The sequence below is a fragment of the uncultured Draconibacterium sp. genome, assembly GCF_913060805.1.
GTDB lineage: Bacteria > Bacteroidota > Bacteroidia > Bacteroidales > Prolixibacteraceae > Draconibacterium.
In genome coordinates this window covers 59937-83795 of the sequence record NZ_CAJXTC010000006.1, presented here as the reverse complement: position 1 = coordinate 83795, position 23859 = coordinate 59937, and the positions used below count along the sequence as shown (strand labels likewise).

Below are 23859 nucleotides of genomic sequence, written 5' to 3'. Positions count from 1 at the left end.
ACTGGGCTCGATTTTAACACTTCAGTCTATCAATACTTTATAGCAAGATCTGTTAGAATATTATACCACGAAAGTTTTATGAACAATACTTTATAATCAACAAAAATGTATTTAATCAAATTTAATTTTATGAAGACAACTAAACTGATAAGATACGCTTTATGCGTAGCAGTTTTGGCAGCGTTTGGCCTGGTTAGTTGCGAGCAATTGGAGACTTATTCAATTGATGCGCCATCTGACTTGCAGAGCCGGATCGACTCAATCGCAGATGCGAAAGCAAGTGTAAACACAGGAGACACTACTTACCTTAACATCATTACACCAATAGTTGGAGCGGAGGATAACAGTTCCGGATGGAACACTGTAGTCTCTGATTACTTTGGCATTCCTACAAACAAACTGTTGCATTTAGAATTTGTGAACCACGGCTCCGGAGTTAATAACTGGAACAACTGGAACCTTGCTGTAGCAAATATGGATGATCGTGATGCCGATGGTTTTGAACAATATTTCGTTCTTCGTTCTGATGCTTACGGCTGGGGTAACGATGATTTCGATTTAGGATTGGTATCGCAGGATTATCCTGATACCGATGGCGATGACGACATTTGGAATGACTTCCGCGAAACCATGCAAGGCGCTTATGTTACACTGGAAATTGACCACTCAGTTACCGGTAACGCATTTGTTACAGCCGTTGCTGAAGGAACTAACGGTACAGTATTAACCATGACTTACCAACAACCGGTATCAGCAACTGCCGATATTTATGCTTACCTAATTACTGATGGCAGCTGGTTCGAGATGAAAGAAGCATACCTTTTACCTTCTGAGATAACTGTTGTTGAAGATGTTGCACCGGTTTCGATTTCGGTTACAGGAACACCTGAATTTGTTGAAATTGGCAACGAAGATTTCTGGGGAAATGCAGTAGCAACTGTTACTTACGCCGACGGATCGTCTGAAGAAGTTGACACTACAGATATTACTTTCTCGGTAATTCCTGATATGACAACTCTTGGAGAAAAGACAGTTATTGTAGCTTACAACAAAACCAAACAAGGCGAATTGAGCGAGCCTGTAACAACCTTATATACTTTGGAAGTTACCAACTCGGTTACTGCTCTTGAGGTTACTACATTACCAAATATTACTGAATACTATTTCTACACCGACACAATGGATATCATATTCAACACCAGAGGATTGGTTGTTACAGCTACCTATTCCGACGGAACAACCGGTGTATTATCGAACGAATCACTTCAGTTTAGCACAATTCCGGCAGCCGAAGGTGCTCAGGAAGCAGTTATATCGTATGTTGGTGCAACAAACACAGTTACTACTACATGCCCGCTTACGCTTACTAAAGGTATTGGCCAGGTAGGTGCTTACGACTTCTCTACCGGATGGTGGACACAGTTCTCTGAAGATTACGCGGTTCCATCAGGCGAAAGCACAACAATTAAAATGTATGCTTACTCGAATGGTGTTAACAACTGGAACAGCCCGAGTACAATTCTTCGCAAAGCTGACATGACTGAATACGGTGTAGTTCGTATGGACAACTTCGGTTGGGGCGACGGTTATGCTACATCAACTAATACAAACGACTGGAACTTCGACATTTTTGGTGCAAGCATTAGCGGATCACTAATTGAGATCACTGTAACCAATAACGGCGACAACACTGCCGACATTCGTTACGATGTTACTTATGCCACCGGCGAAACACATTTCCAGGAATATGCAGGAATAACGGTAGACAGCTCTGATTTGAATACTGCAATTGTGCTGGAAGGATCTTATATCGTAATTGTTGAATAATCACTTTGATAAAACATATTTAAACATGAAATATTTATTTTTAATCCTGTTGGGGTTGCTGGCATTTTCAACGGCAACATACGCAGAAGGTAACGGTACTGCCGACCAGGTGGCGATGGCTCAACAAGACAACATAACAGTAAATGGTAAAATCGTTGACGAAAACGGAGAACCGCTTCCGGGCGCAACCATTCAACAAAAAGGAACTACAAACGGTACCATCACCGATTTAGATGGTAACTTCTCACTATCTGTTCCTTCTGATGCTACACTATCAATCTCGTTTATCGGTTACAAAAGCATTGAAGTAGCCGTTGAAGGAAAAACTCAAATCGGAAACATTACATTGGCTCCGGATATGATCGGCCTCGACCAGGTTGTGGTTGTAGGTTACGGTACACAGCGTAAAGTTGACCTTACCGGTTCGGTGGCAATTGTTGATACCGAAGAGATGAAAAAAGTTTCAAACTCAAACATCTCAACCATGCTTCAGGGTAAAGTTTCGGGTGTTCAGATTACTTCTGACGGACAACCGGGAGCCGACCCAACAGTACGTATTCGTGGTATTGGTTCGTTTGGTAGCACTGCTCCTCTTTATGTGGTTGACGGTGTACCAATGGGAACAACAATCCGCGATTTCTCGCCAAACGATATCGAAACACTCCAGGTGCTTAAAGATGCGGCGGCTGCTGCAATCTATGGTTCGCGTGCTGCAAACGGTGTGGTAATCATCACCACAAAACAAGGTAAAAAGAACCAGGCGATGAAAATCGACTATAAAGGTTACTTTGGTATCGACAAGGTACAAGAAGGTGTTTACGATGTTATGGATGCATCGCAATACGGACAGTACGTTACCATGGCATACAATAACAGCGACATGGATGTTCCTGCCGGATACAATCCAACAAGCGATAAATACCTTGATCCAAGCGTAGTTAACACCGATTGGTTCAACGAAGCATTTAAAACAGGTATTCGCCAAAACCACAACATCAACTTATCGGGTGGTGGCGAAAACAACACTTACAACATTGCGCTCGACTACTACAGCCAGGAAGGTACAATGGAAGGTGCAGGTCCTAACTTCGAACGTTATACTGCCCGTGTAAACAACACCATGGATGTTAAATTCATCAAGATTAAAACAAACATTGTTTATAGCCACAGCGACCAGGACAACATGTCGTTGAGTAACGCTAACGAGTATGTTCAGGGTTTATATGGTGCACAATATCCGGTTATGGCATCGGCATTGCTTACTCCTCCGAGTATTAAAGCTTACGATGAATCAACCTGGGTGCTCGACGATAAAATTTCGGCTGCATCAGAATACAACTACGACTCGTACGGTTACGGAACTTACTACGACGATGTGCATGGCGACTTGCGTGTAACCAACCTTTTGCTTACCAATAATTTGTTGGAAAGAAATTCTCAGGTTGACCGTGTTGTTGCGTCAGGTTCAGCAAATGTCGACCTGTTAGATATGGTTGGTCAGGCAAACGAAAATCACAATTTAAGTTACAACCTTAACTTATCGTACAGCCAAACAACTGCAAAGGATTTCACTTTTGTTCCTGCGTTTATTCAAAGTACAACAAACTACTTGTCGAAAAGCAACGAAACGCTGTCGCAAGGATACCGTAAATATACCGATGCATTGATTGAGAATACAATTAACTACGATGGCAAATTCGGACGTCATCATGTTAATGTTCTTGCCGGTCAAACGTTCCAGCGCGAGCTTTACCACACACTTGCCGCTAAAGGTGTGAACCTGCCGGAGCCTTACTATTTGCAAATCAATAATGCAGAGGAGACTTCAGGTAACAGTTACGAAAGCGAACACGTTTTGGCTTCGTACATCGGTCGTATCAACTACAATTTCGACGATAAATACCTGCTTTCGGCAACCGTACGTCGCGATGGTTCTAGCCGTCTTTCTTCTGAAGACCGTTGGGATTGGTTCCCATCAATCTCGGGAGGTTGGCGTATCGAACGCGAAGACTTCTTCGATATTGACGAATCGATAATTAACTTACTGAAAGTTCGTGGTAGCTACGGTGAGCTGGGTAACGAAAACATTGGTGAATACCAGTACATGGACGTAATGTCGAGAGGTAACTACACGTACAGTTTCGATAACAACAAAGTTACCGGTTCTGCAATTTCTAACTACGTGAACACAGGTATCATGTGGGAAAAGAAAAAAACCATCGACTTTGGTCTTGACCTGGGTATGTTCAACAATAAATTAGAATTTACTTTCGACTGGTATAAATCAACATCAGAAGATTTGCTTTACAGTGTAGCCGTTCCGACAAACGCCGGTGCTACAAACGCAACAGTAACAATGAACGCTGCAACAATGGAGAACTCAGGTCTTGAGTTCCTGGTTGCCTACCACAATCACCAAAATGCGGTTAAATTCGACCTTACTGCCAACTTATCAACGCTGAACAACGAAGTGAAAAAGTTAGGTGTTTCGGGCGAACCTCGTACCGATGGTAACAGCCGCACAGAGGTAGGTCGCGAAGTGGGTTCATTCTATGGTTACGTTTACGAAGGTATCTTCCAGTCGCAGGAAGAAATTGATAACCGTATCAACTCAGAAGGTGGATACATCAATCAACCCGGAGCACAGCCGGGCGACGTGGCTTACGCCGACCTGAACAACGATGGCGAGATTACCAACGAAGACCAGACTTACCTGGGAAGCGGTTTGCCAGACTTTAACTTTGGTTTTAATGCACGTGCAGAATGGAAAGGTTTAGACCTGAGCGTGGCAACACACGGAGCTGCAGGTTTTAAAGCTGTTGACTTTGTTGACGTTACCTTGCACAGCTCGTACGGTGCACTTAACAAAAGCACCGACCTGTTGAATGCCTGGACACCTGACAACACAAATACCGATGTACCACGTATTGCATACAAATCGGCGGGTTCAATTACCAACGATATGTTTAGCCAGCGTTACATTCAGGATGCATCGTACCTTAAAATTGCCAACATCGAGTTGGGTTACAACATGCCCGACAGCTGGTTTGGCGGATACATTAGCGGTGTTCGCGTTTACGCATCGGCTCAAAACGTAGCAACATTGTCGAAATACAAAGGTTACAACGTAGATTTTGCAGGAGGAACATTCACTCCGGGTTACAACTACGCTTCGTATCCAACACCACGAAGCATGATGTTTGGAGTAAACTTCTCATTCTAAAACTATAATCGAATAAATAAGATATCATTATGAAAAGATTAAATATAATTCTAATAATGTTGGCGCTTATTGGAGGTTTTACCGCCTGCAATGAGCAACTGGATGTTGTGAATCCGAACAACCAGACCACCTATGATTTTGGTAACACAGAATCAGAACTTCAGGAGGCGATTGTTGCGTGCTACAACCGCATTCGCCTTGAAGGTACTTACGCCCGTGTTGGTTATACTTTGGATGCTGTACGTGGCGACGAAGTTTGGAACTCATCTCAACAGTGGTATTTAGATTACGATAATTTGAACTCTCCGGGAACCATCGGAATTGGTGACGAGTGGCCTTGGCGCGACAACTACCACGTGGTAAACCGCACCAACTTTGTATTATCGAAAGTTGATGAAGTTGAAATGTCGGAAGATGCATACAACCAAATTAAAGGTCAGGCATTGTTCCTGAGATCTTTGGCTTACTATGCTTTGGCAACGTATTACCAAACAGTTCCTTTAATTACTGATTATGCTTCGTACTCGGATATTAACACCATGTATGCAGCTAACAACACGCAAGACGAAGTATTCGACCAAATTGAGGCTGACTTTGCCGAAGCGATGAACATTTTGCCATCGCGCGATGAAGGTGGCGAGTGGGCCGGAGGTCGTGCTACATGTGGTGCTGCTGCCGGATATTTGGCGCGTACTTTAATGTTCCGTCATAAATTTAACGAAGCTTACACCGTACTGAAAGACATTATTGCCGGTAAATACGGACATTACGAGTTGGTGCCCGACTATGGCGACAACTTTAAAGAAGATACTGAGAACAACGCTGAAAGTCTTTTCGAAGTACAATTTTTAGACTACGGAACAGGCGGAACTGACGAAGAGTGGACTCCGGTAAACATTAGCTCTGAAGCAACTCAGGGACACGCTGTAGAAAGTAACTTCGCTTCTCAGGAATTGGGTAGCTGGGGTGACCTTGCAGGAGCACCATGGTTGTACAACCTGTTCAGAGCTGAAAACTGTACTGATGGTCGTTTAGATCCTCGTTTATACTGGACACTGGTAACTTACGAACCGGAATATAACACTTACACCGGTTTGAAAACCGATGCATATCCAAACGGAGATCCTCGTAGTAACACCATTTATCAGCAAGAGATTACTGAAACTCCACTTTCGAACAATGCACAGGGTGGTATCTCAATTGCGAAATTCACCAATGCGAGAAACAACATTTACAGCTCGATTACAAACGGATTGCACTGTGGTGTTAACTTGCGCCTAATGCGTTACAGCGACGTTTTATTACGTGCTGCAGAGTGCGAAAACGAAATCAACGGCCCAACACAAACGGCTATCGATTACATTAACCAGGTGCGTAACCGTGTTGCTCTTGAAGATCTTCAGGTTTCAGACTTCCCATCGGCAAATGCGCTGTTCGAACAAATTGCTAACGTTGAGCGTCCAAAAGAATTTGGTTGCGAAAACGGACGTGGTATCGACTTGCTTCGTTGGGGATTTTTCTACGATGCTGATCGTTTGAATCAGTTGGTTGAGCACGCTTATTACAAACGTGATGGTACAGCTTCAACAGAACTGCTTACTGCAGAAACAGCTGATGATTCATCGTTCGAATATTACTATAAAGGACATGAATATTTCCCAATCTTTCAGTCAACCTTGAATGCTAACCCAAATCTTGTGGGTAACTCGGCAAACAAGAACGAAGACAACGGACCTGCTTTCTTTGAAAAAGGGTACACTGTTCGTCCGATTGTTGATCTGAATTAGGAACTGTTCAAAAAAAATAGCCACTTCCTTATCGGCATATTTTTTGTGTCGATAAGGAAGTTTTTAATCAAAAGCAATTAAACATGAAGCTCAAGTATTTATTGATTATTCTCATCAGCATAACTTCCCTCACATTTGTCGGGTGCAGCGATGATTCAGGACCAACAGGAATTGTAACAAAACCTGAAGATCCGGATGATAACACTGATCCCGATATCGATTTCACCATACCATCATATCCCGACGATTATTCTGCAATAGCATCGTGGAATAACCGAGACGAGTGGAACCTGGCCAACGTTCACGACCCATCGGTTGCTTACTACAACGGTTATTACTACATGTATGCCACCGATGCATCGTATGGTAATGCTCACGAAGGACACGGGCATTTTCAGGGAAAACGTTCAACCGATTTGGTAAACTGGGAATGGGTTGGCGGACCTTTTTACGACGCACCGGAATGGGTAGCCGATTCGCTTAACTCAATTCGTTCGCGCATGGGATTGGATGCCATCGCTGAAGACAATATTCAATACGGATACTGGGCACCGGTAGTGCGCCGCGTAAACGTTGGCGGACAAGAGATTTTGCGCATGTATTACAGCGTGGTAATCTTTAATTACATTGAGTCGGGTAAAACCAATTCGGCAGAAAACTTCGACGGAAGCTGGACCGAGCGTGCCTTTATTGGTATGTGCGAATCAACCGATCCGGCCGGAGCTGTTTGGGAAGACAAAGGTTTTGTAACTACCTCATCATCGGATCGTGGACTGGACTACAGTCGCTCAAGTTTATCCGACTGGAGTGGTTATTTCTACTACAACGCCATCGACCCAACATACATTGTAGCACCCGATGGAAACCACTACCTGATACACGGATCGTGGCACAGCGGTTTTGCATTGTTACAAGTTGATGCAACAACCGGAAAACCAATCAATCCGCTGGGTAATCCATGGGCCGACAGTGCAAGCGAGCTGGCTGAGCGTTATGGTGTGAGAATCGGTACACGTACCGCAGGATCGCGCTGGCAAGGAAGTGAAGCGCCGGAAGTAATTTACAAAGACGGTTACTACTACCTGTTTATGGCTTACGATGGACTGGATGTTCCGTATAACACGCGAGTGGTACGAAGCGAAAACATTGAAGGTCCGTACTACGATATTACCGGTCGGAACTTTACCGACGGGCAAGGAGACAGTTATCCGATTGTAACGCATCCTTACAAATTTAGTGAGGGTTACGGCTGGGTAGGAATTGCACACTGCTGCATTTTCCAAAAAGAAAATACCGACGAATGGTTCTACATGTCGCAGGGACGACTGCCTAAAAATGTGGGTGGTAACGCTTACTCCAATGCCATAATGATGGGTCACGTACGCCGCATTGTTTGGTGTCCGGCGTCGGTAAACGAACCCAATAACCTGTGGCCAATTGCATTGCCCGAACGTTATGCCGGCGTACCTGAAGAATACGGTGCGATTACCGAAGACGAGCTGGTTGGTACCTGGGAGCACATTAACCTGAGTTACCACTATGCGCAGCAAGATGGCGCTACCGGTCTTACCCTGAAATCGGATGGTACGATGACAGGTGCACTTACAGGAAACTGGAGCTACGATGAATCGAACAAACAACTAACATTGGGTAATGTAATTGTTTGTGTTGAACGCGAAGTGGATTGGGAAGCCTCTCCACGTGCTGTAACACTGGTTTATGCCGGTACTGAGAAAAATCTGGACGCAACTTACTGGGGTAAAAAAACAGAATAATTACGATGTTGGGATTGGATAATATAAGCTTGGAAGTTTCGATTTATAACATCGATAGATAGGATATTTATAAAGTCTGCTCAAACAAGATTTGGGCAGACTTTTATTTGTGATCTTAAAAACCATATACTTCTATAAATCAATGCTGTGAATGAATTATAGCTTTCAGTAAAAGCTTTTCTGACGGAGACTTTTAAATAGGACAAAGTGGACACAGGAGTAAAACCATTTTTTTATCCAAAACTCCACCCGGATTATTTAAAACTCCACCTGTTTACAGATTTTGTTTCGAATCTTTGAAGTACAGTTTTGGTCTGACTAATACGATAAAACAAGAATTAAAGATTGACTCAACTGTGATTTAAGAAGTACAAAACCTGGATAGTAATCAATTTTATATTTAAAAATAATCAAACCAATATGTCAAACGAAAAAAGCATAAAAGCCAGCCTTCTCAAGGCATAAAATGTCGGTTCCGTTTGATGTAAATTTTAACTATGAAATCATTAAAAAACTTAGCAACACTTTGTCTTTTTGGACTGTTTCTTTGGAACTGCTCCACGGAACAAAAAGATGAAAAACAGCAAGCTGTCGTTAACCCGCCCCATAAAGAACTTAATATCAATAATCCCATAATCAAGGATAAGTTCACTGCCGATCCTGCTGCGCTGGTATTTAACGATACCGTGTTTTTGTACGCAGGTCACGACGAAGCGCCAAACGATTTTAACTTTTACCGCATGAACGAGTGGCTGGTATATTCTTCCACCGATCTGGTAAACTGGACAGAGCACCCCGTTCCGTTAAAAACTACAGATTTCGAGTGGGCAAAAGGCGATGCCTGGGCCGCACAAGTTATCGAGCGCAACGGAAAATTTTACTGGTATGTAACTGTTGAACATGGCAGCGTTCAGGGAAAAGCAATTGGTGTTGCTGTTTCCGATAGTCCGGTTGGTCCGTTTAAAGATGCACTGGGAAAAGCTATAATCACAAACGACATGACCACTGAACATACCCAGATCACCTGGGACGATATCGACCCAACCGTTTACATCGACGACGATGGACAGGCTTACCTCTATTGGGGAAATACAGCTTGTTACTGGGCAAAACTAAAAGACAATATGATTGAGTTGGATGGCGAAATACATACAGTTGAGCTGCCTAATTTTACCGAAGCACCGTGGATTCATAAACGAGGCGACTGGTACTACCTATCGTACGCTTATCAGTTCCCGGAAAAAACGGCTTATGCAATGAGCAAGTCGATTACCGGCCCGTGGGAATACAAAGGCATTTTAAACGAATTGGCTGGCAACTCAAATACAAACCACCAGGCCATCATCGAATTTCAAGATCAGTGGTATTTCATTTATCACACTGGTGGTATTCAACCCAACGGTGGAAGTTTCCGCCGGTCGGTTTGTATCGACGAACTGCACTACAACCCCGATGGCACTATGAAACGGGTAATTATGACATCTGAAGGAATTCAATAATCACATAGAAATGAAGCAATCAATTCTCATTATAATAGCGCTGTTCCTTTTTTCAGGAAATGTATTGTCGCAAATATTTGTTCACGATCCTGTTATTACTCAGGAGAACGATAATTATTATCTGTTTTGCACAGGATTTGGAATTACACAGTGGTCGTCGCCCGATATGAAAAACTGGACGAAAGAAGGCCCTGTTTTTAAAGAAACCCCGCAATGGGTTTTAGAATCGCTGACTGATTTTGCAGGGCACATGTGGGCACCCGATATTATTTTCCACAACGATCAGTATTATTTATACTATTCGGTTTCAGCGTTTGGTAAAAACACCTCGTGTATTGGTGTAGCTACCAATAAAACACTCGATCCTGATGATCCGGATTATAAGTGGACAGATCACGGAAAAGTAATTCAGTCAGTTCCCGGAAGAGACGACTGGAACGCCATCGATCCGGCCATTGCTTTCGACGATGACGGGCAACCATGGATGTCGTTTGGTTCGTTCTGGAATGGCTTAAAACTTGTAAAATTAAACGACGACCTTACAACTATCGCTCAACCCGAAGAATGGCACACCATTGCCAAACGTGAAAGAAGTTTTGATATTGAAGAAACCGAAGCCGGCGATGGAGCAATAGAAGCGCCGTTTATCTTCAAACAGAATGGCTATTATTACCTTTTTGTTTCTTTCGATTATTGTTGCCGTGCCGCCGAAAGTACATACAAAATTATGGTTGGCCGCGCCAAAAACATCGAGGGACCCTATTTAGATAAAGAAGGAAAATCGATGCTTACCGGTGGAGGTTCGCTGGTACTAAAAGGCAACGATAACTGGTACGCCATCGGACACAACGCCGCTTACACTTTTAATGGGAAAGACTATTTGGTTTGTCATGGTTACGATGCGCACGATAATGGAAGGCAAAAATTGATTATTCGGGAAATGGAGTGGGACAACGACGGTTGGCCTGTTGTTGATCAAACGAAATAACAATTTGCCGAATACCGGCAACTATGTCGGGGCAGGACAATGTTCTTACCACGTGCAAAGCTCCCTTTACAATTGGGAAACTTCGCTAAGAAAGGCTAATTTAGTACTTTCGTTTAAAGGGCTCCTGACTGCCTATGAATTAAAAATTAGTATAGAAACAAACATAAATTAGCTGAATCATGTTAAAATTAAAATTCACATTATCTGCTTTTCTTCTATTGGCGGTTTCGGTGGCTTTTGCACAAAGTACACTGACTTTGCACACTGATCAGGCAGAAACAAAAATCAACAAAGAAATTTACGGACACTTTGCCGAGCACCTTGGCCGCTGTATTTACGGTGGTATTTATGTGGGAGAAAATTCCGACATCTCGAATACACGCGGTTTCCGCGACGATGTAATTGTTGCACTTCAGGAAATGAACATTCCTGTACTGCGCTGGCCCGGAGGATGTTTTGGTGACACTTACCACTGGAAAGATGGAATTGGCCCAAAAGAAGATCGCCCGTCAATGGTAAATATTCACTGGGGTGGAGTTACCGAAGACAACAGTTTTGGAACACACGAATTCCTTGATTTTTGCTCGATTATTGGTGCCGAACCATACATCAACATCAATGTTGGTTCGGGAACCGTTCAGGAAGCTTCTGAATGGGTTGAATACGTTACTTCATCTAACGTTAGCCCAATGACCGACCTGCGTAAAAAAAACGGTCGCGAAGAGCCTTGGGATGTAAAATACTGGGGAATTGGTAACGAAAACTGGGGATGTGGCGGAAACATGACTCCGGAATATTATTCTGATTTATACAATCGTTTTGCCAGCTACTGTGGTGGTGCCGAGTATAAAATCGCCGGTGGACCAAACATTGCCGACTACAACTGGATGGAAGTGGTAATGCAAAAAACAATGCGTCACCCTCACCTTGTTCAGGGAGTTTCGTTGCACGCTTACACGTTTACCAACTCGTGGGAAGACAAAGGGCACGCTACCGATTTTGGCGAAAAAGAGTGGATTTCGGTAATGAATAACACCCTAAACATGGAAACACTGGTTAACCGTCATTCAACCATTATGGACAAATACGATCCGGCCAAACGTGTTGGTTTGATCGTTGACGAATGGGGAAACTGGTTTAATGTTGAAGAAGGTACAAATCCTGGTTTCCTGTATCAGCAAAACACTTTGCGCGATGCATTGGTAGCCGGTATCAACCTGAATATTTTTAACAACCACGCCGACCGTGTTAAGATGAGTAACATTGCACAAACCGTTAACGTTTTGCAATCGGTAATTCTTACCAAAGAAGACGAAATGGTGTTAACGCCAACTTACTACGTGTTTAAAATGTACAGCGTTCACCAGGATGCAACAATGATTCCTACGAACCTGAAAACCGAACAATATGAGTTCGACGGAAAATCAGTTCCGGCTGTTCATACTTCGGCTTCAACAAAAGACGGAGTGGTTTCAATTACCATGTGTAATCTGAATCCAAACAAAAGCGAAACAATCGAAATTGAAGTAACCGGAGATGAATTTGCGTCTGCAAACGGACAGATCATCACTTCGGACAAAATGAATAACTATAACGATTTTGGCAGGCAGGAAACGGTGAGCTTAAAAGACTTTGATGTAGCAAAACCTAAAAACGGTAAATTAACCGTTGAGCTACCATCAAAATCAGTTGTTTTAATACAATTACAATAAGCGATTATCGTTTTACAAAATAGGAAAGGAAGCAGTTTTGCTTCCTTTTTTTTGTGTCCATTTCCACCCCTCACTGGTCTGCCGAAATTTTAACTGCTCCTATCCAAACCGCTTCTGTTTTTAAAACAGTACTTTTCTTTTTGCTAAAAACAGTCTGCAAGTTAACTTCCTAAAAATCGGAAACATACAAGATATCAACAACCCAAGCGTCGAATTTGGAAAAGGTACATATTTTTATACCTTTACTTTCAGAGACTAATTATTACTAAACTAAACTAAGGTATTTTGGACAAAAAAATTGATGCAGAATACTGGCAACTTGTATGGAACAAATTTAAAAGTGGGGATCAGACTGCTTTTAAAACCATCTACAATGAATTTAGTGATTCATTATTCTCGTATGGTGCCAGATTTACTTCCGACCGTGAGCTTCTTAAAGATGCAATTCAGGATCTGTTTGTGAATGTTTACACCTATGGTTCAAATCTCAAGAAACCGGAACTCCTTGAATTTTATCTTTTCAAAACGCTCAAGCGAATCATTATAAGAAAGTTGTCGGAGAAACAACACTATTCTTCCATACAGGAAGTCCCGTCTCTTTTTAACCTGATTTTTTCTATCGAAGAAGAAAGTTTCAGTGAAGAAGATGACGAAGCTATTCAGTTATTGCAACGCGAAGTTTCGGAGCTAAAACCATCAAAACGCGAACTCCTGTTTTTAAAATTCAACAGCAATTTAAGTTATGTTGAAATCGGTAAACTTTTAGACCTGAAACCCGATACGGTTAAGAAACAAGTGTACCGAATTTTAAAACAGTTACGTCGGAAAATTGGTGCCGAAGTTGCCGTATTTTGGCTTATGTGTTCTAAAACATAGAAAGAATATTTCAAAAAAACGTCCCCTTTTTAAAAACCGCTGCTCTTATAAGTGTTTAAAGCAACCTAATCTTATGAACGTATATCATCAACTGATAGAGAATCCTCTATTCTTTAAGTGGATATATCATAACTCTCCTGAAATCAATGATTATTGGGAACATTTTCTCGATGAACATCCCGATGATGCTGATGTAATTCGCGAATTTAAAGCCGGATTCGAGCAACACCTTCAATACGACGACCATCAACTTTCTGCTAAAGAAAAGAAAGATCTGGCCATCAGAATTCTAAAAAAAATTGAACAGGTCGATCATAAAAAAAAGTATAGAAAAACCATTCGCTTAACCATGCGTTATGCCGCCACTGCCATTCTATTTTTAATGGTAGGAAGCGCAGTAACCTGGTATTTTCTTGAGGATACCATCTCAAACCGATATGCCAGTTTCCCGGCTCCACAAAGTTTAAACATCCAGGAACCTACCCTCATCATCGATGAAAAACAAGAAGTTGCTTTAAGTAAAGGAAAATCGGAACTGGAGTACTCTGAAGAAGGAAAAATAATTATCGACAAACAACAGGTTATTGAAGACGATGTTACCGACGAGGTAAAAATGAATACCTTGGTAATTCCTTATGGCAACCATTCAACAATTACCTTATCCGATGGCACCAAAGTATGGCTAAATGCCGGTAGCCGGTTAATCTACCCATCGCGTTTTATCGATAAAAACCGCGAAGTGATGCTGATTGGAGAAGCTTTTTTCGATGTAAGTAAAATGGAAGAAAAACCATTTACTGTTAAAACTCCCGACATAGAAGTTCATGTTCTCGGAACTAAGTTTAATGTATCGGCTTACCCCGACGAAAATGTGGCACACACCGTACTAACCGAAGGCAGCGTTGAAATAAGCCATAAAAGCCAGGGCGTTTTCGACCGTAATATTGTGCTGAAACCCGGACAGTTGGCAGCCTATAACAAACAAAATTCATCGACTAATATTTACGACGTAGAAACCGAATATTTTACCAGTTGGAAAGAAGGATACCTAACCTTTACCAACAGCGACCTAAATCGCGTGGTAAAAAAACTGGAGCGCTATTATAACATCCACATGAAATATGAAGATCCGCTCGACGGATCGCTTCGGATTTCGGGGAAACTCGATATTTCGAAAGACAGAGATGTGGTATTTGAGTACATGAATTCTTTAACCGGCTTAAACTTCGAAAAAATCAATGAAAGAAATTACCTAATAAAATAAAACCGGTACATGCTGCAACATATACCGGTTAAACCAATACCATCTTTATCAATAGTATTAATCAAAAACATTGTAAACTTATGAAAAAAAATTGGTTAAGTGATTCCCTTGACCCGGGGATCACTAAGAAAATTCTTAGAACTATGCGTCTAACTATCATCTTACTATTCGGAATCATCTTTGCGGCAAACGCCAGTGATTCTTACGCTCAAGCTAAACGAATGAATGTACAGTTGCAAAACAGCACTATTACTGCTGCTTTCGACTACATTGAGCACAACAGCGAATTCATCTTTTTATACAAAGACGAAGATGTAAGGTCGAGCGACCTCGTGAATATTTCGCTGGAAAATGCTGATATTGAAACTATCTTAGGAGAGTTGCTTCAAGGTAGCGACTTAACTTACAACATTTACGACAGACAAGTTATTATTCGTAAAACCGACGATGCCGTGCTCGATGGAGTGCAGGATCAGAAAAACGTTACCGGTGTAGTTACCGACGACCAGGGACTTCCACTGCCGGGTGTTACTGTTGTTGTTGAAGGTACTACTATTGGTACCATCACCAATCCAGATGGTTCGTTTACCTTATCCATTCCGGCCGATGCCGAACAGTTGCATTTCTCGTTTGTGGGAATGAAAACCCAAATTATTCCTATCGAAGGAAAAACCAGTTTTATGGTTACTCTTGAAGTAGATGCCATTGGACTGGAAGAAATTGTAACAATTGGTTACGGGGTAACAAAACGTAAAAACTTTACGGGTTCTGTTGCTACGGTTGATATGGAGAATTCGCCAATTATGAATAAAGCCACAACCGATGCTTTTTCATTACTGGATGGTATTACAACCGGTATTAACTTCTCAAAATCGGGTGAAGCCGGCGAAGAAACAGAACTTTTGGTTCGTGGTCAAAAATCAATCAATGACGAAACAACACCTGACGGATTCAACAGTTCGGCACCTTTATTAGTTGTTGACGGAATTATTTTCTCCGGAAGCATGAACGATATCGATCCTTCCACAGTAGAAAATATTCAGGTATTAAAAGATGCTACATCTTTGGCTGCCTACGGATCGAAAGCTGCAAACGGAGTTATCATGATTACCCGCAAAAAAGGTATCAAAGGTAAACCACGTATCTCTGTAAACACATCGCTCGGTATTTCAAATCCAAACTACACGCCTGATATGCGCGGACCGGAAGGTTATATTGAATTGATGAATGCACGTACTGCATCAACAACCTGGATGTCGGCATTGGAACAGGCAAATATCGATGCCAATACACCTACCAGTTATTACGATATGATTACACGTACCGGTGTTCAGCAGAACTATTCGGTAAATGTTTCCGGTGGTGGCGAAGCAATGGATTATTTCATTGGTTCATCTTATTTGGATAACAAAAACTTTGTTGTTGGCGACCAGTACAAAAGAGCCACTTTTACAGCAAGAGTCAATACAAAAATTAACGACTACCTTTCAGTAAGTGCCAGCTTCGACCAATCGTTTAACAACAGCGATGGTATATCACCTAACTACGGTGCTGCAGTTACGCTTTCGCCTTGGACAGAACCTACTTTATCCGATGGTAGAATAAGATATTATGTTGACGGTCGTGAAGAAACAACACGACACCCTTTGTGGAATACCAAAGTTGGAAGAGACGATGAAGACCGCAGAAATGCAACAATAATTGGTGGAACTGTTGATTTCAAAATTCCTGGAATTCAGGGATTGAGTTATAAATTAACTGGTTCGTATACCACCAATACAAGATTACGTCGCCAATTTCAATACGAAACAAACTTTGTAAACTTAGCTCTTGGCGAAGATGGATACACATCTGAAGCACAAGCTGCTTATTTAGACAGAGCTAACGGATCGATCGAGGAAGATAAAACTACTTCGTGGGTAATCGATAATATTCTTTCATACACCAACCAGTTCGACGACCACTTTATTAGTGCTACAGCGGTATATACCCGCGACTCGAGAAGAATGGATTCGTTTGGAATGACCGGTACCGATTACACCGGTATTGGTAACACCAATTTAGGTTTCTACGGATTATCGAATGCGGTAACACAACAAATTCAGGAAATTGGCTACGAATTGCATACTGATGTTGGTTATCTGGCACGTGCAAGTTATTCGTTCAAAGACACCTATCACCTTAACGCATCGTTCCGTCGCGATGGTAGTTCGGTATTCGGGTCCGACAAAAAATGGGGTAATTTCCCTGCTGTTGGAGCAGCCTGGACCATGTCGAACGAATCGTTCTTAAGCTCAAGTACCTTCATCGACAACTTAAAACTAAAAGCATCGTGGGGTAAAAACGGTAACCAAACTTTACGTCCTTACGGAACGCTTTCTACAATGAATGTTGGTAGAGGTGGTGGTATCGGTTACTGGTTCGATGATCAGATTTTGTGGGGACAAAGCCTTGCAACATTGGGTAACACCGAGTTGGCATGGGAAACCACTACTTCTTTTAACATCGGTACCGAAATCGATATGATGAATCGTATTCATTTAGAAATCGATGGATATAAATCGTCTACAACCGACCAGATTTTCAGCAGAACAATCCCGGTAATGGGAGCTGGTATTACTTCGCAAATGGCTACGATGGGTAAAGTTGATAACTGGGGTATTGAAGCAGTTTTGAACACTACCAATATTGAATCGGGCGATTTCCGTTGGACTTCAGGTTTAACATTTACGCTTAACCGCAACAAATTAGTTGAGTTATATGGTGGCGACGAAGAAGACGATATAAACGCAGGTTTATTTATCGGCGAATCATTATCGGCTATTTATGGTTATGAATGGGATGGTATTGTACAAGCTGATGACACAGAATATCTTGCTGCAAACGGTGGCGAGCCGGGCGATGCAATGTATAAAAACCTTGACGGAAGTGCAGACGGCGTAATTGGTGTAACCGACAGAAAGATTCTTGGTTTCGGTATGGAAAATTTCAGAATGAGTTTAAGTAACACTTTAACTTATAAGAATTTCCAACTTTATGCCTTGTTTAACGGAATATTCAGCGGTGGCGATTATGGTTATGCCGAAAATAACATTGCATACCTTAGTTCTGATGGTTTCCAATACCACAACATGCTGAACCACCCTTGGTGGACACCGGAAAATCCTAGCGAAACTTATCCTCGCGTTAACTTTACCGACGCACGATATACCGCATTGCAGAAATACACTTTTGTGCGACTTCAAGAGTTAAATTTATCCTACACGTTTGACAGAGATCTGCTTAAGAAAATTTATTTCTCTAGCCTGAAAATCTTTGTATCGGGTTCTAACTTATTCTTTATTGCTCCTGATTGGGAATACAGTGATCCTGAAATCAGAAGTTTCTCGGCAGCACAATTGCCAAGAACATTTACTCTAGGTATTAACTTTACACTCTAAACTAATTAGAACAATGAAAAACTTTAAGTATTTAATTATAGGCTTATTTGCCATATCATCATTTTTACCAGCTTGTGAAAGTGATGAGGATTTTCTTACTGAAGATCCAAAAACGATTTATACTCCTGAATCTGCTTTTGAAAAGAGCAGCCAGGTAGATGCCCAGCTGGTTACCGCCTACCGCAAGGCCTTTAATATGTATGGTGGTTACCGAATGTTCTGGACAGGAGCTTCTACACAACAATTGTTACACGGACAAGGTGCCGACTTTTTCGACAATGTATACACCGGTGCAGCAGCGCCAACAGCAAATGCATTTTCAAATTATTCTCGCTGGTCGTCTGACTTCGCTATGTTCAACAACCTTTGGGTTGATATGTACCAACTTATCAGTTATGCAAACCTTGCAATTGCAGGGGCCGAACTGGTTGAGTGGTCGAATGCAGCAGATAAAGATTTTGCAGTTGGGCAAGCTCGATTCTTCCGTGGATATGGCTATTTGCGTTTAGCTGAATGTTTTGGTGGTGTGCCAATTGTTCAGGAGGTTAGTGAGTCGCTTAAATTAGATTATACACGCGATAGTCGCCAGGCTGTTTATGAATTTGCAATTGCCGATTTGGAAGCAGCAGAAGCACTTCTTCCACAGTATCCTTCACAAGATGGACGTATAGCAAAAGGTGCGGCTAACCACTTTATTGCTGAAGCATATTTGGCACTTGGCGTAGAAACCAACGATGCAAGCGCTTATGACAAAGCTATTGCAGCTGCGACAAAAACAATTGATGCTCACCCACTTATGACTCAACGTTTTGGCTCACGTGCAAATCCATCTGATATGTCTATGAATAACGGAGTTCCTGCATACCGCGAAGATGGTAACGTTTTCTTCGATATGTTCCAAATAGGAAACTACGATTATAGCGCAGGAAATACTGAAGCCGTATGGACTTTAGAAGCTGCAACTTATGAAGAAGCCCAGGCAAACGGACTTATTGGCGGATGGCCGGGAGCAAACCCTTATTACAGTATTACAGCCTTTGTTGGTCCTGTTTTCCGTAATATGGTTTGGCGTTCAGATTTAGCCGAGGAAGGTGCAGCAGCTTGCCCATTTAGCGGGAATGTTGATCAAAGCCTTTTCCCGGGAGGAAATACATGTGCCTATTTAGGTGGATTTTCTACAGGTGGTACTGCCGAAACCGATTATGTTTCGAAAAAAGTTTGGGCCGGCGATTATGCTGATGATATGCGTAATCTTCCGATAAACCTTCTCAGAGAATTTTTGTGCCTCGATCAGGATCATAGCTTGTATTTGCAACCTGTTACTGAAGATATGATCTCCGTTCCTGAAATGATGACTCCGATGCGTTCGAAAATTAAAATGGACGACTGGGGATGGCATCCATCAGAAATTCCAATGCACATTAACCAGTATGGTAGAGATTGGTATGCAGTTCGTTCTGCTGAGACTTTGTTACTACGTGCTGAGGCTTATTTCAGAAAAGGAAGCGCTGGTATGGCAGCTGACGATATCAATCAAATTCGTACCCGTGCAGAGGCTACTAAGATGGTTTCTGCAGGCGAAGTGGATATTTATCTGATTCTTGATGAACGTGCTCGCGAGTTGTGTTACGAAGAACACCGTTTCCCAACCTTGCTTCGTATGGGTAGCAGCTCAGGTTCAAACGAAGTTTTGGTAACTCAACTTACCAATCATTCACGGTTTATGGGCGATGTGCCTTATTACACCGGATCTATCGATTGGACACTGTTCCCAATTCCTCAAACTGTTATCAATGCGAATACAGAAGGAGGACTTGATCAGAACCCAGGATGGTAATAATATAAAGTAAAAAAGGTAAAAGGATGGTATATTTTATACCATCCTTTTCTTCAATTTCTTTCAAAATCAGCAGGTACCCAATTAAAATCCAGCCCCTGGAAGACGTATGTTCAATCCCCATAATTTCATTACGATTAGGACCATTAGTAAACTGAAAATCGATACCTCATGCTTAAAAAAACTTTGGCAGGATTTCTGACAATTGCGTCTTTACTATTTGTTCAGTGCGAACAAGATTCAGGCCTGCAAAACCAAAATGTAAACCTTGAAGAAGAATTTATAAACCCTCCGAACGAAGCTCAACCCCGTGTTTGGTGGCATTGGATGAATGGCAATGTTACCAAAGACGGAATACAAAAAGATTTGGAATGGATGCACCGAAACGGCATTGGTGGTTTCCAGAACTTTGATGCAGGAATGACAACGCCAAAAATTGTAGACGAACGCCTTGTTTACATGACTCCTGACTGGAAAGACGCTTTCCGTTTTACTACCGAACTGGCCGATTCGCTGGGGCTTGAAATGGCCATTGCCGGTTCACCCGGTTGGAGCGAAAGTGGCGGCCCCTGGGTAAAACCCGAAGAGGCCATGAAAAAAGTAGTATGGAGCGAATTGCGTGTTGAAGGCGGACAATCGTTCAGCGGCGAATTGCCGCATCCTCCAACAACGTCAGGAACATTTCAAAACGTTGGAGCCGAAGGTGCACTGGGAGCAATGGATAGCGAACACCATTTGCCGGAATACTATCAGGACATTTCTGTGATAGCTTATCGTATTCCGGAAGATGACTTCACGATGCAGGAACTACAACCCAAAATTACTTCCAGCGGAGGCAGTTTCAGTATTGCACAATTAACTGATGGCGACCTGGTAACATCCAACGAACTCCCCTACAAAAAACCGGGAGAATTCTCGTGGATTCAGTTTGAATTTAAAGAACCAACAACAATACAATCAGTAAGCATTGTTACCGGAGGCGGTAGAGGACAGTTTAATTTTGGAGGCGGACCTGCCAGCCAAAACCTGGAGGTGAGCAATGACGGAACCAACTTCGAAAAAGTTATTGATATCAGAGGCGGAAGAGCCGCACAAAAAACGCTGGCTTTTGCTCCTGTTACCGGAAAATATTTCCGTGTAAACATTATCACTCCCCAACCATCAAGAGGCGGAGGCATGATGGCCATGATGGGATTGGGCGGTGGAAATCAACCGGCTCCAACCGGCACCGAAGTCATGGAATTGTTATTGAATACAGGTGCACGTGTTAACCGTTTCGAAGACAAGGCAGGATTTGCCACTGCTACCGACCTGGAACAAGTTCCAACGCCGGAAACTTCAAATGCTATCGCTACAGAAGATATTATCGACCTTACCGCTCAATTGGCTGAAGACGGCTCATTGAACTGGGATGTTCCCGAAGGAAAATGGAACATCATCCGCATGGGATTTTCGTTGACCGGCCGCGAGAACCACCCGGCTTCGCCCGAAGCTACAGGTTTTGAGGTGGACAAATTGAATAAACAGTATGTACGGAATTATTTCACCAACTATCTCGATCAGTATAAAGATGCCACCGGTGGACTGATGGGAGAAAATGGTCTACAATACATCATTACTGACAGTTGGGAAGCCGGCACACAAAACTGGACGGACAATATGTTGGCAGAGTTTAAAGCCCGCCGCGGTTACGATCTTTTTCCATGGTTGCCTGCTCTCACCGGAAAAGTAATTGAAAGTGCTCAGGCCACTGACAAATTCCTGTGGGATTACAGACGGACTCTGGAAGAACTGGTAGCTGAATATCATTACGATCAATCAACAGAAATACTTGCCGAACGCGGAATGGGCCGCTACTCCGAATCGCACGAAGGAGGCCGCGCATTAATTGCCGACGGTATGGAAGTAAAACGTACAGCAGCAGTTCCAATGAGCGCCACCTGGACACCGGGCGGTTTTGGAGGACCCGGACCCGACGTTGCAATTCGGCATAAAGCCGACGTTCGCGAATCGGCATCAGTTTCGCATATTTACGGACAGAAATATGTAGCTGCCGAATCGTTAACCGCAATTGGAACAGCATGGGCCTGGTCGCCGCGTTTGTTAAAACCCGTGGCCGATGCCGAGCTGGCCAGCGGTCTGAACCGATTTGTTATTCACACATCGGTTCATCAACCGGTTGACGACAGAATACCCGGTTTGGGATTGGGGCCATTCGGACAATGGTTTACCCGCCACGAGACATGGGCCGAACAAGCCATTGCCTGGACTACTTACCTGGCACGAAGCTCGTACATGTTGCAGCAGGGTAATTTTGTTGCCGATGTGGCTTATATGTATGGCGAAAGCCACAACATTACCGAATTGTTTGGCGGACAATTGCCACAGGTTCCTGAAGGTTACGAATACGACTTTATAAATGCCGACGCATTGTTGCACACCTTAAAGGTTGAAGATGGAAAGATTACTTCGCCCGGCGGCGCAGCTTACAAATTGCTGGTACTCGACAAAAGTACGGCACAAATGACACTCCCGGTTTTACAGCGCATTAAAGACATGGCAACTGCCGGTGCAGTAGTTTGCGGACCAAAACCAATCGGTACTCCAAGTTTAACCGACGATGCTGACCAATTCAGTGCACTGGCCGACGAACTCTGGCCCATCGAAAACGGGGTGAATACCATTGGAAAAGGCAAAATTTACAACGGATATCCAATTAACGAGGTGTTGGAAAAAGAACAGATAGCTACAGACTTTTCTTACACCAAACCGGATGAAAACGCCGAGTTGTTATATGTACACCGCCAGTTGGGCGACATTGATTTTTACTGGGTAAATAATCGCTCCGCCCGGGAAGAAGCAGTAAATGCAACATTCAGAGTTGAAGGAAAAGAAGCCGAAATATGGCAACCGGAAACCGGGATGATAAAAAAAGCTTCCTATTCTATTGCCGATGGCAGCACCACAGTTCCGCTGCATCTGGCACCTAACGATGCTGTTTTTGTGGTTTTCCGTAATAAAGCACAATCCGATTCGTATGCTGTTCCTGAGGTCAGTGAAACAACACTTGCTGATCTTACAGGTCCGTGGCAAGTCAATTTCGAATCAAAAGTTGGTGAGCCTTTCAACGCCACTTTCGAGACGCTTTCGCCTTGGAATGAAAACGCCGACAACAACATCAAATACTTTTCCGGAGCCGGCACTTATACCAAAACCATTGACGTTCCTGCCGAATGGATCAACGATGGCGGAAATATTTGCCTCGATTTGGGTGAAGTGGAAAACCTCGCCGAAGTGAGTGTTAACGGCAAACCGCTTGGTATAGTTTGGAAAAAACCATTCCGTTTGGAAATTGGCTCAACATTGCAGGAAGGTTCCAACGAAATACAAATTAAAGTGGTTAACCTTTGGGTAAACCGCCTCATTGGCGATGCTCAACCCGATGTTACAGAGAAATTAACGTACACAACAATGCCATTTTACCAGGCAAATTCACCATTAAAAACTTCCGGATTACTCGGACCGGTAGTAGTGGTAAATACAAAATAAAACCATCAACACAAGTTTAGTTGATCTAGTTAGTTTTAATATTCCGGCAGGGATTTCCCGCCGGGATATTTTTTTGTCCCCT

Annotated in this window: 12 protein-coding genes; all 12 read left to right on the top strand. The window is 42.8% G+C overall.

Going from position 1 to position 23859, the window contains the following annotated elements; all coding sequences use genetic code 11:
• The first annotated feature begins 129 nt into the window (after window positions 1-129).
• The 12 genes from QZ576_RS05230 to QZ576_RS05175 all read left to right on the top strand — a co-directional run bounded on the left by QZ576_RS05230 (window position 130) and on the right by QZ576_RS05175 (window position 23777).
• Window positions 130-1827 (top strand): hypothetical protein, encoded by a 1698-nt coding sequence (locus QZ576_RS05230; RefSeq protein WP_297094799.1) that lies wholly within the window; start codon window positions 130-132, stop codon window positions 1825-1827.
• Window positions 1828-1852: 25 nt separating this feature from the next.
• The gene (locus QZ576_RS05225) at window positions 1853-5050 is read left to right on the top strand and encodes a TonB-dependent receptor (protein WP_297094798.1); all 3198 of its coding nucleotides are present in this window, start codon (window positions 1853-1855) and stop codon (window positions 5048-5050) included.
• 29 nt (window positions 5051-5079) lie between these two features.
• Entirely contained in the window at window positions 5080-6837 is a 1758-nt protein-coding gene (locus tag QZ576_RS05220) for a RagB/SusD family nutrient uptake outer membrane protein (RefSeq protein ID WP_297094796.1), read from the top strand.
• Between the two features lie 83 nt (window positions 6838-6920).
• A complete protein-coding gene (locus tag QZ576_RS05215) occupies window positions 6921-8612 on the top strand; it encodes an arabinan endo-1,5-alpha-L-arabinosidase (RefSeq protein ID WP_297094793.1) in 1692 nt (563 codons plus the stop codon).
• A gap of 497 nt (window positions 8613-9109) precedes the next feature.
• On the top strand, window positions 9110-10111 hold the full coding sequence (locus tag QZ576_RS05210; protein ID WP_297094790.1) for a glycoside hydrolase family 43 protein: 1002 nt from the start codon (window positions 9110-9112) through the stop codon (window positions 10109-10111).
• Between the two features lie 10 nt (window positions 10112-10121).
• Complete coding sequence (locus tag QZ576_RS05205) at window positions 10122-11099, top strand: arabinan endo-1,5-alpha-L-arabinosidase (RefSeq protein WP_297094788.1); 978 nt, start codon at window positions 10122-10124, stop codon at window positions 11097-11099.
• A 179-nt stretch (window positions 11100-11278) separates the two neighbouring features.
• Window positions 11279-12811 (top strand): alpha-L-arabinofuranosidase C-terminal domain-containing protein, encoded by a 1533-nt coding sequence (locus tag QZ576_RS05200; protein ID WP_297094786.1) that lies wholly within the window; start codon window positions 11279-11281, stop codon window positions 12809-12811.
• A gap of 285 nt (window positions 12812-13096) precedes the next feature.
• Window positions 13097-13687 carry a sigma-70 family RNA polymerase sigma factor gene (locus QZ576_RS05195; RefSeq protein WP_297094784.1) on the top strand — a complete coding sequence of 197 codons (591 nt, stop codon included), beginning with the start codon at window positions 13097-13099 and terminating at the stop codon, window positions 13685-13687.
• A gap of 73 nt (window positions 13688-13760) precedes the next feature.
• A complete protein-coding gene (locus QZ576_RS05190) occupies window positions 13761-14951 on the top strand; it encodes a FecR family protein (RefSeq protein ID WP_297094782.1) in 1191 nt (396 codons plus the stop codon).
• Window positions 14952-15094: 143 nt separating this feature from the next.
• Window positions 15095-18391 carry a TonB-dependent receptor gene (locus QZ576_RS05185; protein ID WP_297094780.1) on the top strand — a complete coding sequence of 1099 codons (3297 nt, stop codon included), beginning with the start codon at window positions 15095-15097 and terminating at the stop codon, window positions 18389-18391.
• Between the two features lie 13 nt (window positions 18392-18404).
• Window positions 18405-20228: a RagB/SusD family nutrient uptake outer membrane protein gene (locus tag QZ576_RS05180; protein WP_297094778.1), complete on the top strand. Its 1824-nt coding sequence runs from the start codon at window positions 18405-18407 to the stop codon at window positions 20226-20228.
• Between the two features lie 171 nt (window positions 20229-20399).
• Window positions 20400-23777, top strand: a complete 3378-nt coding sequence (locus QZ576_RS05175; RefSeq protein ID WP_297094776.1) for a glycosyl hydrolase — start codon at window positions 20400-20402, stop codon at window positions 23775-23777.
• Window positions 23778-23859: the final 82 nt, after the last annotated feature.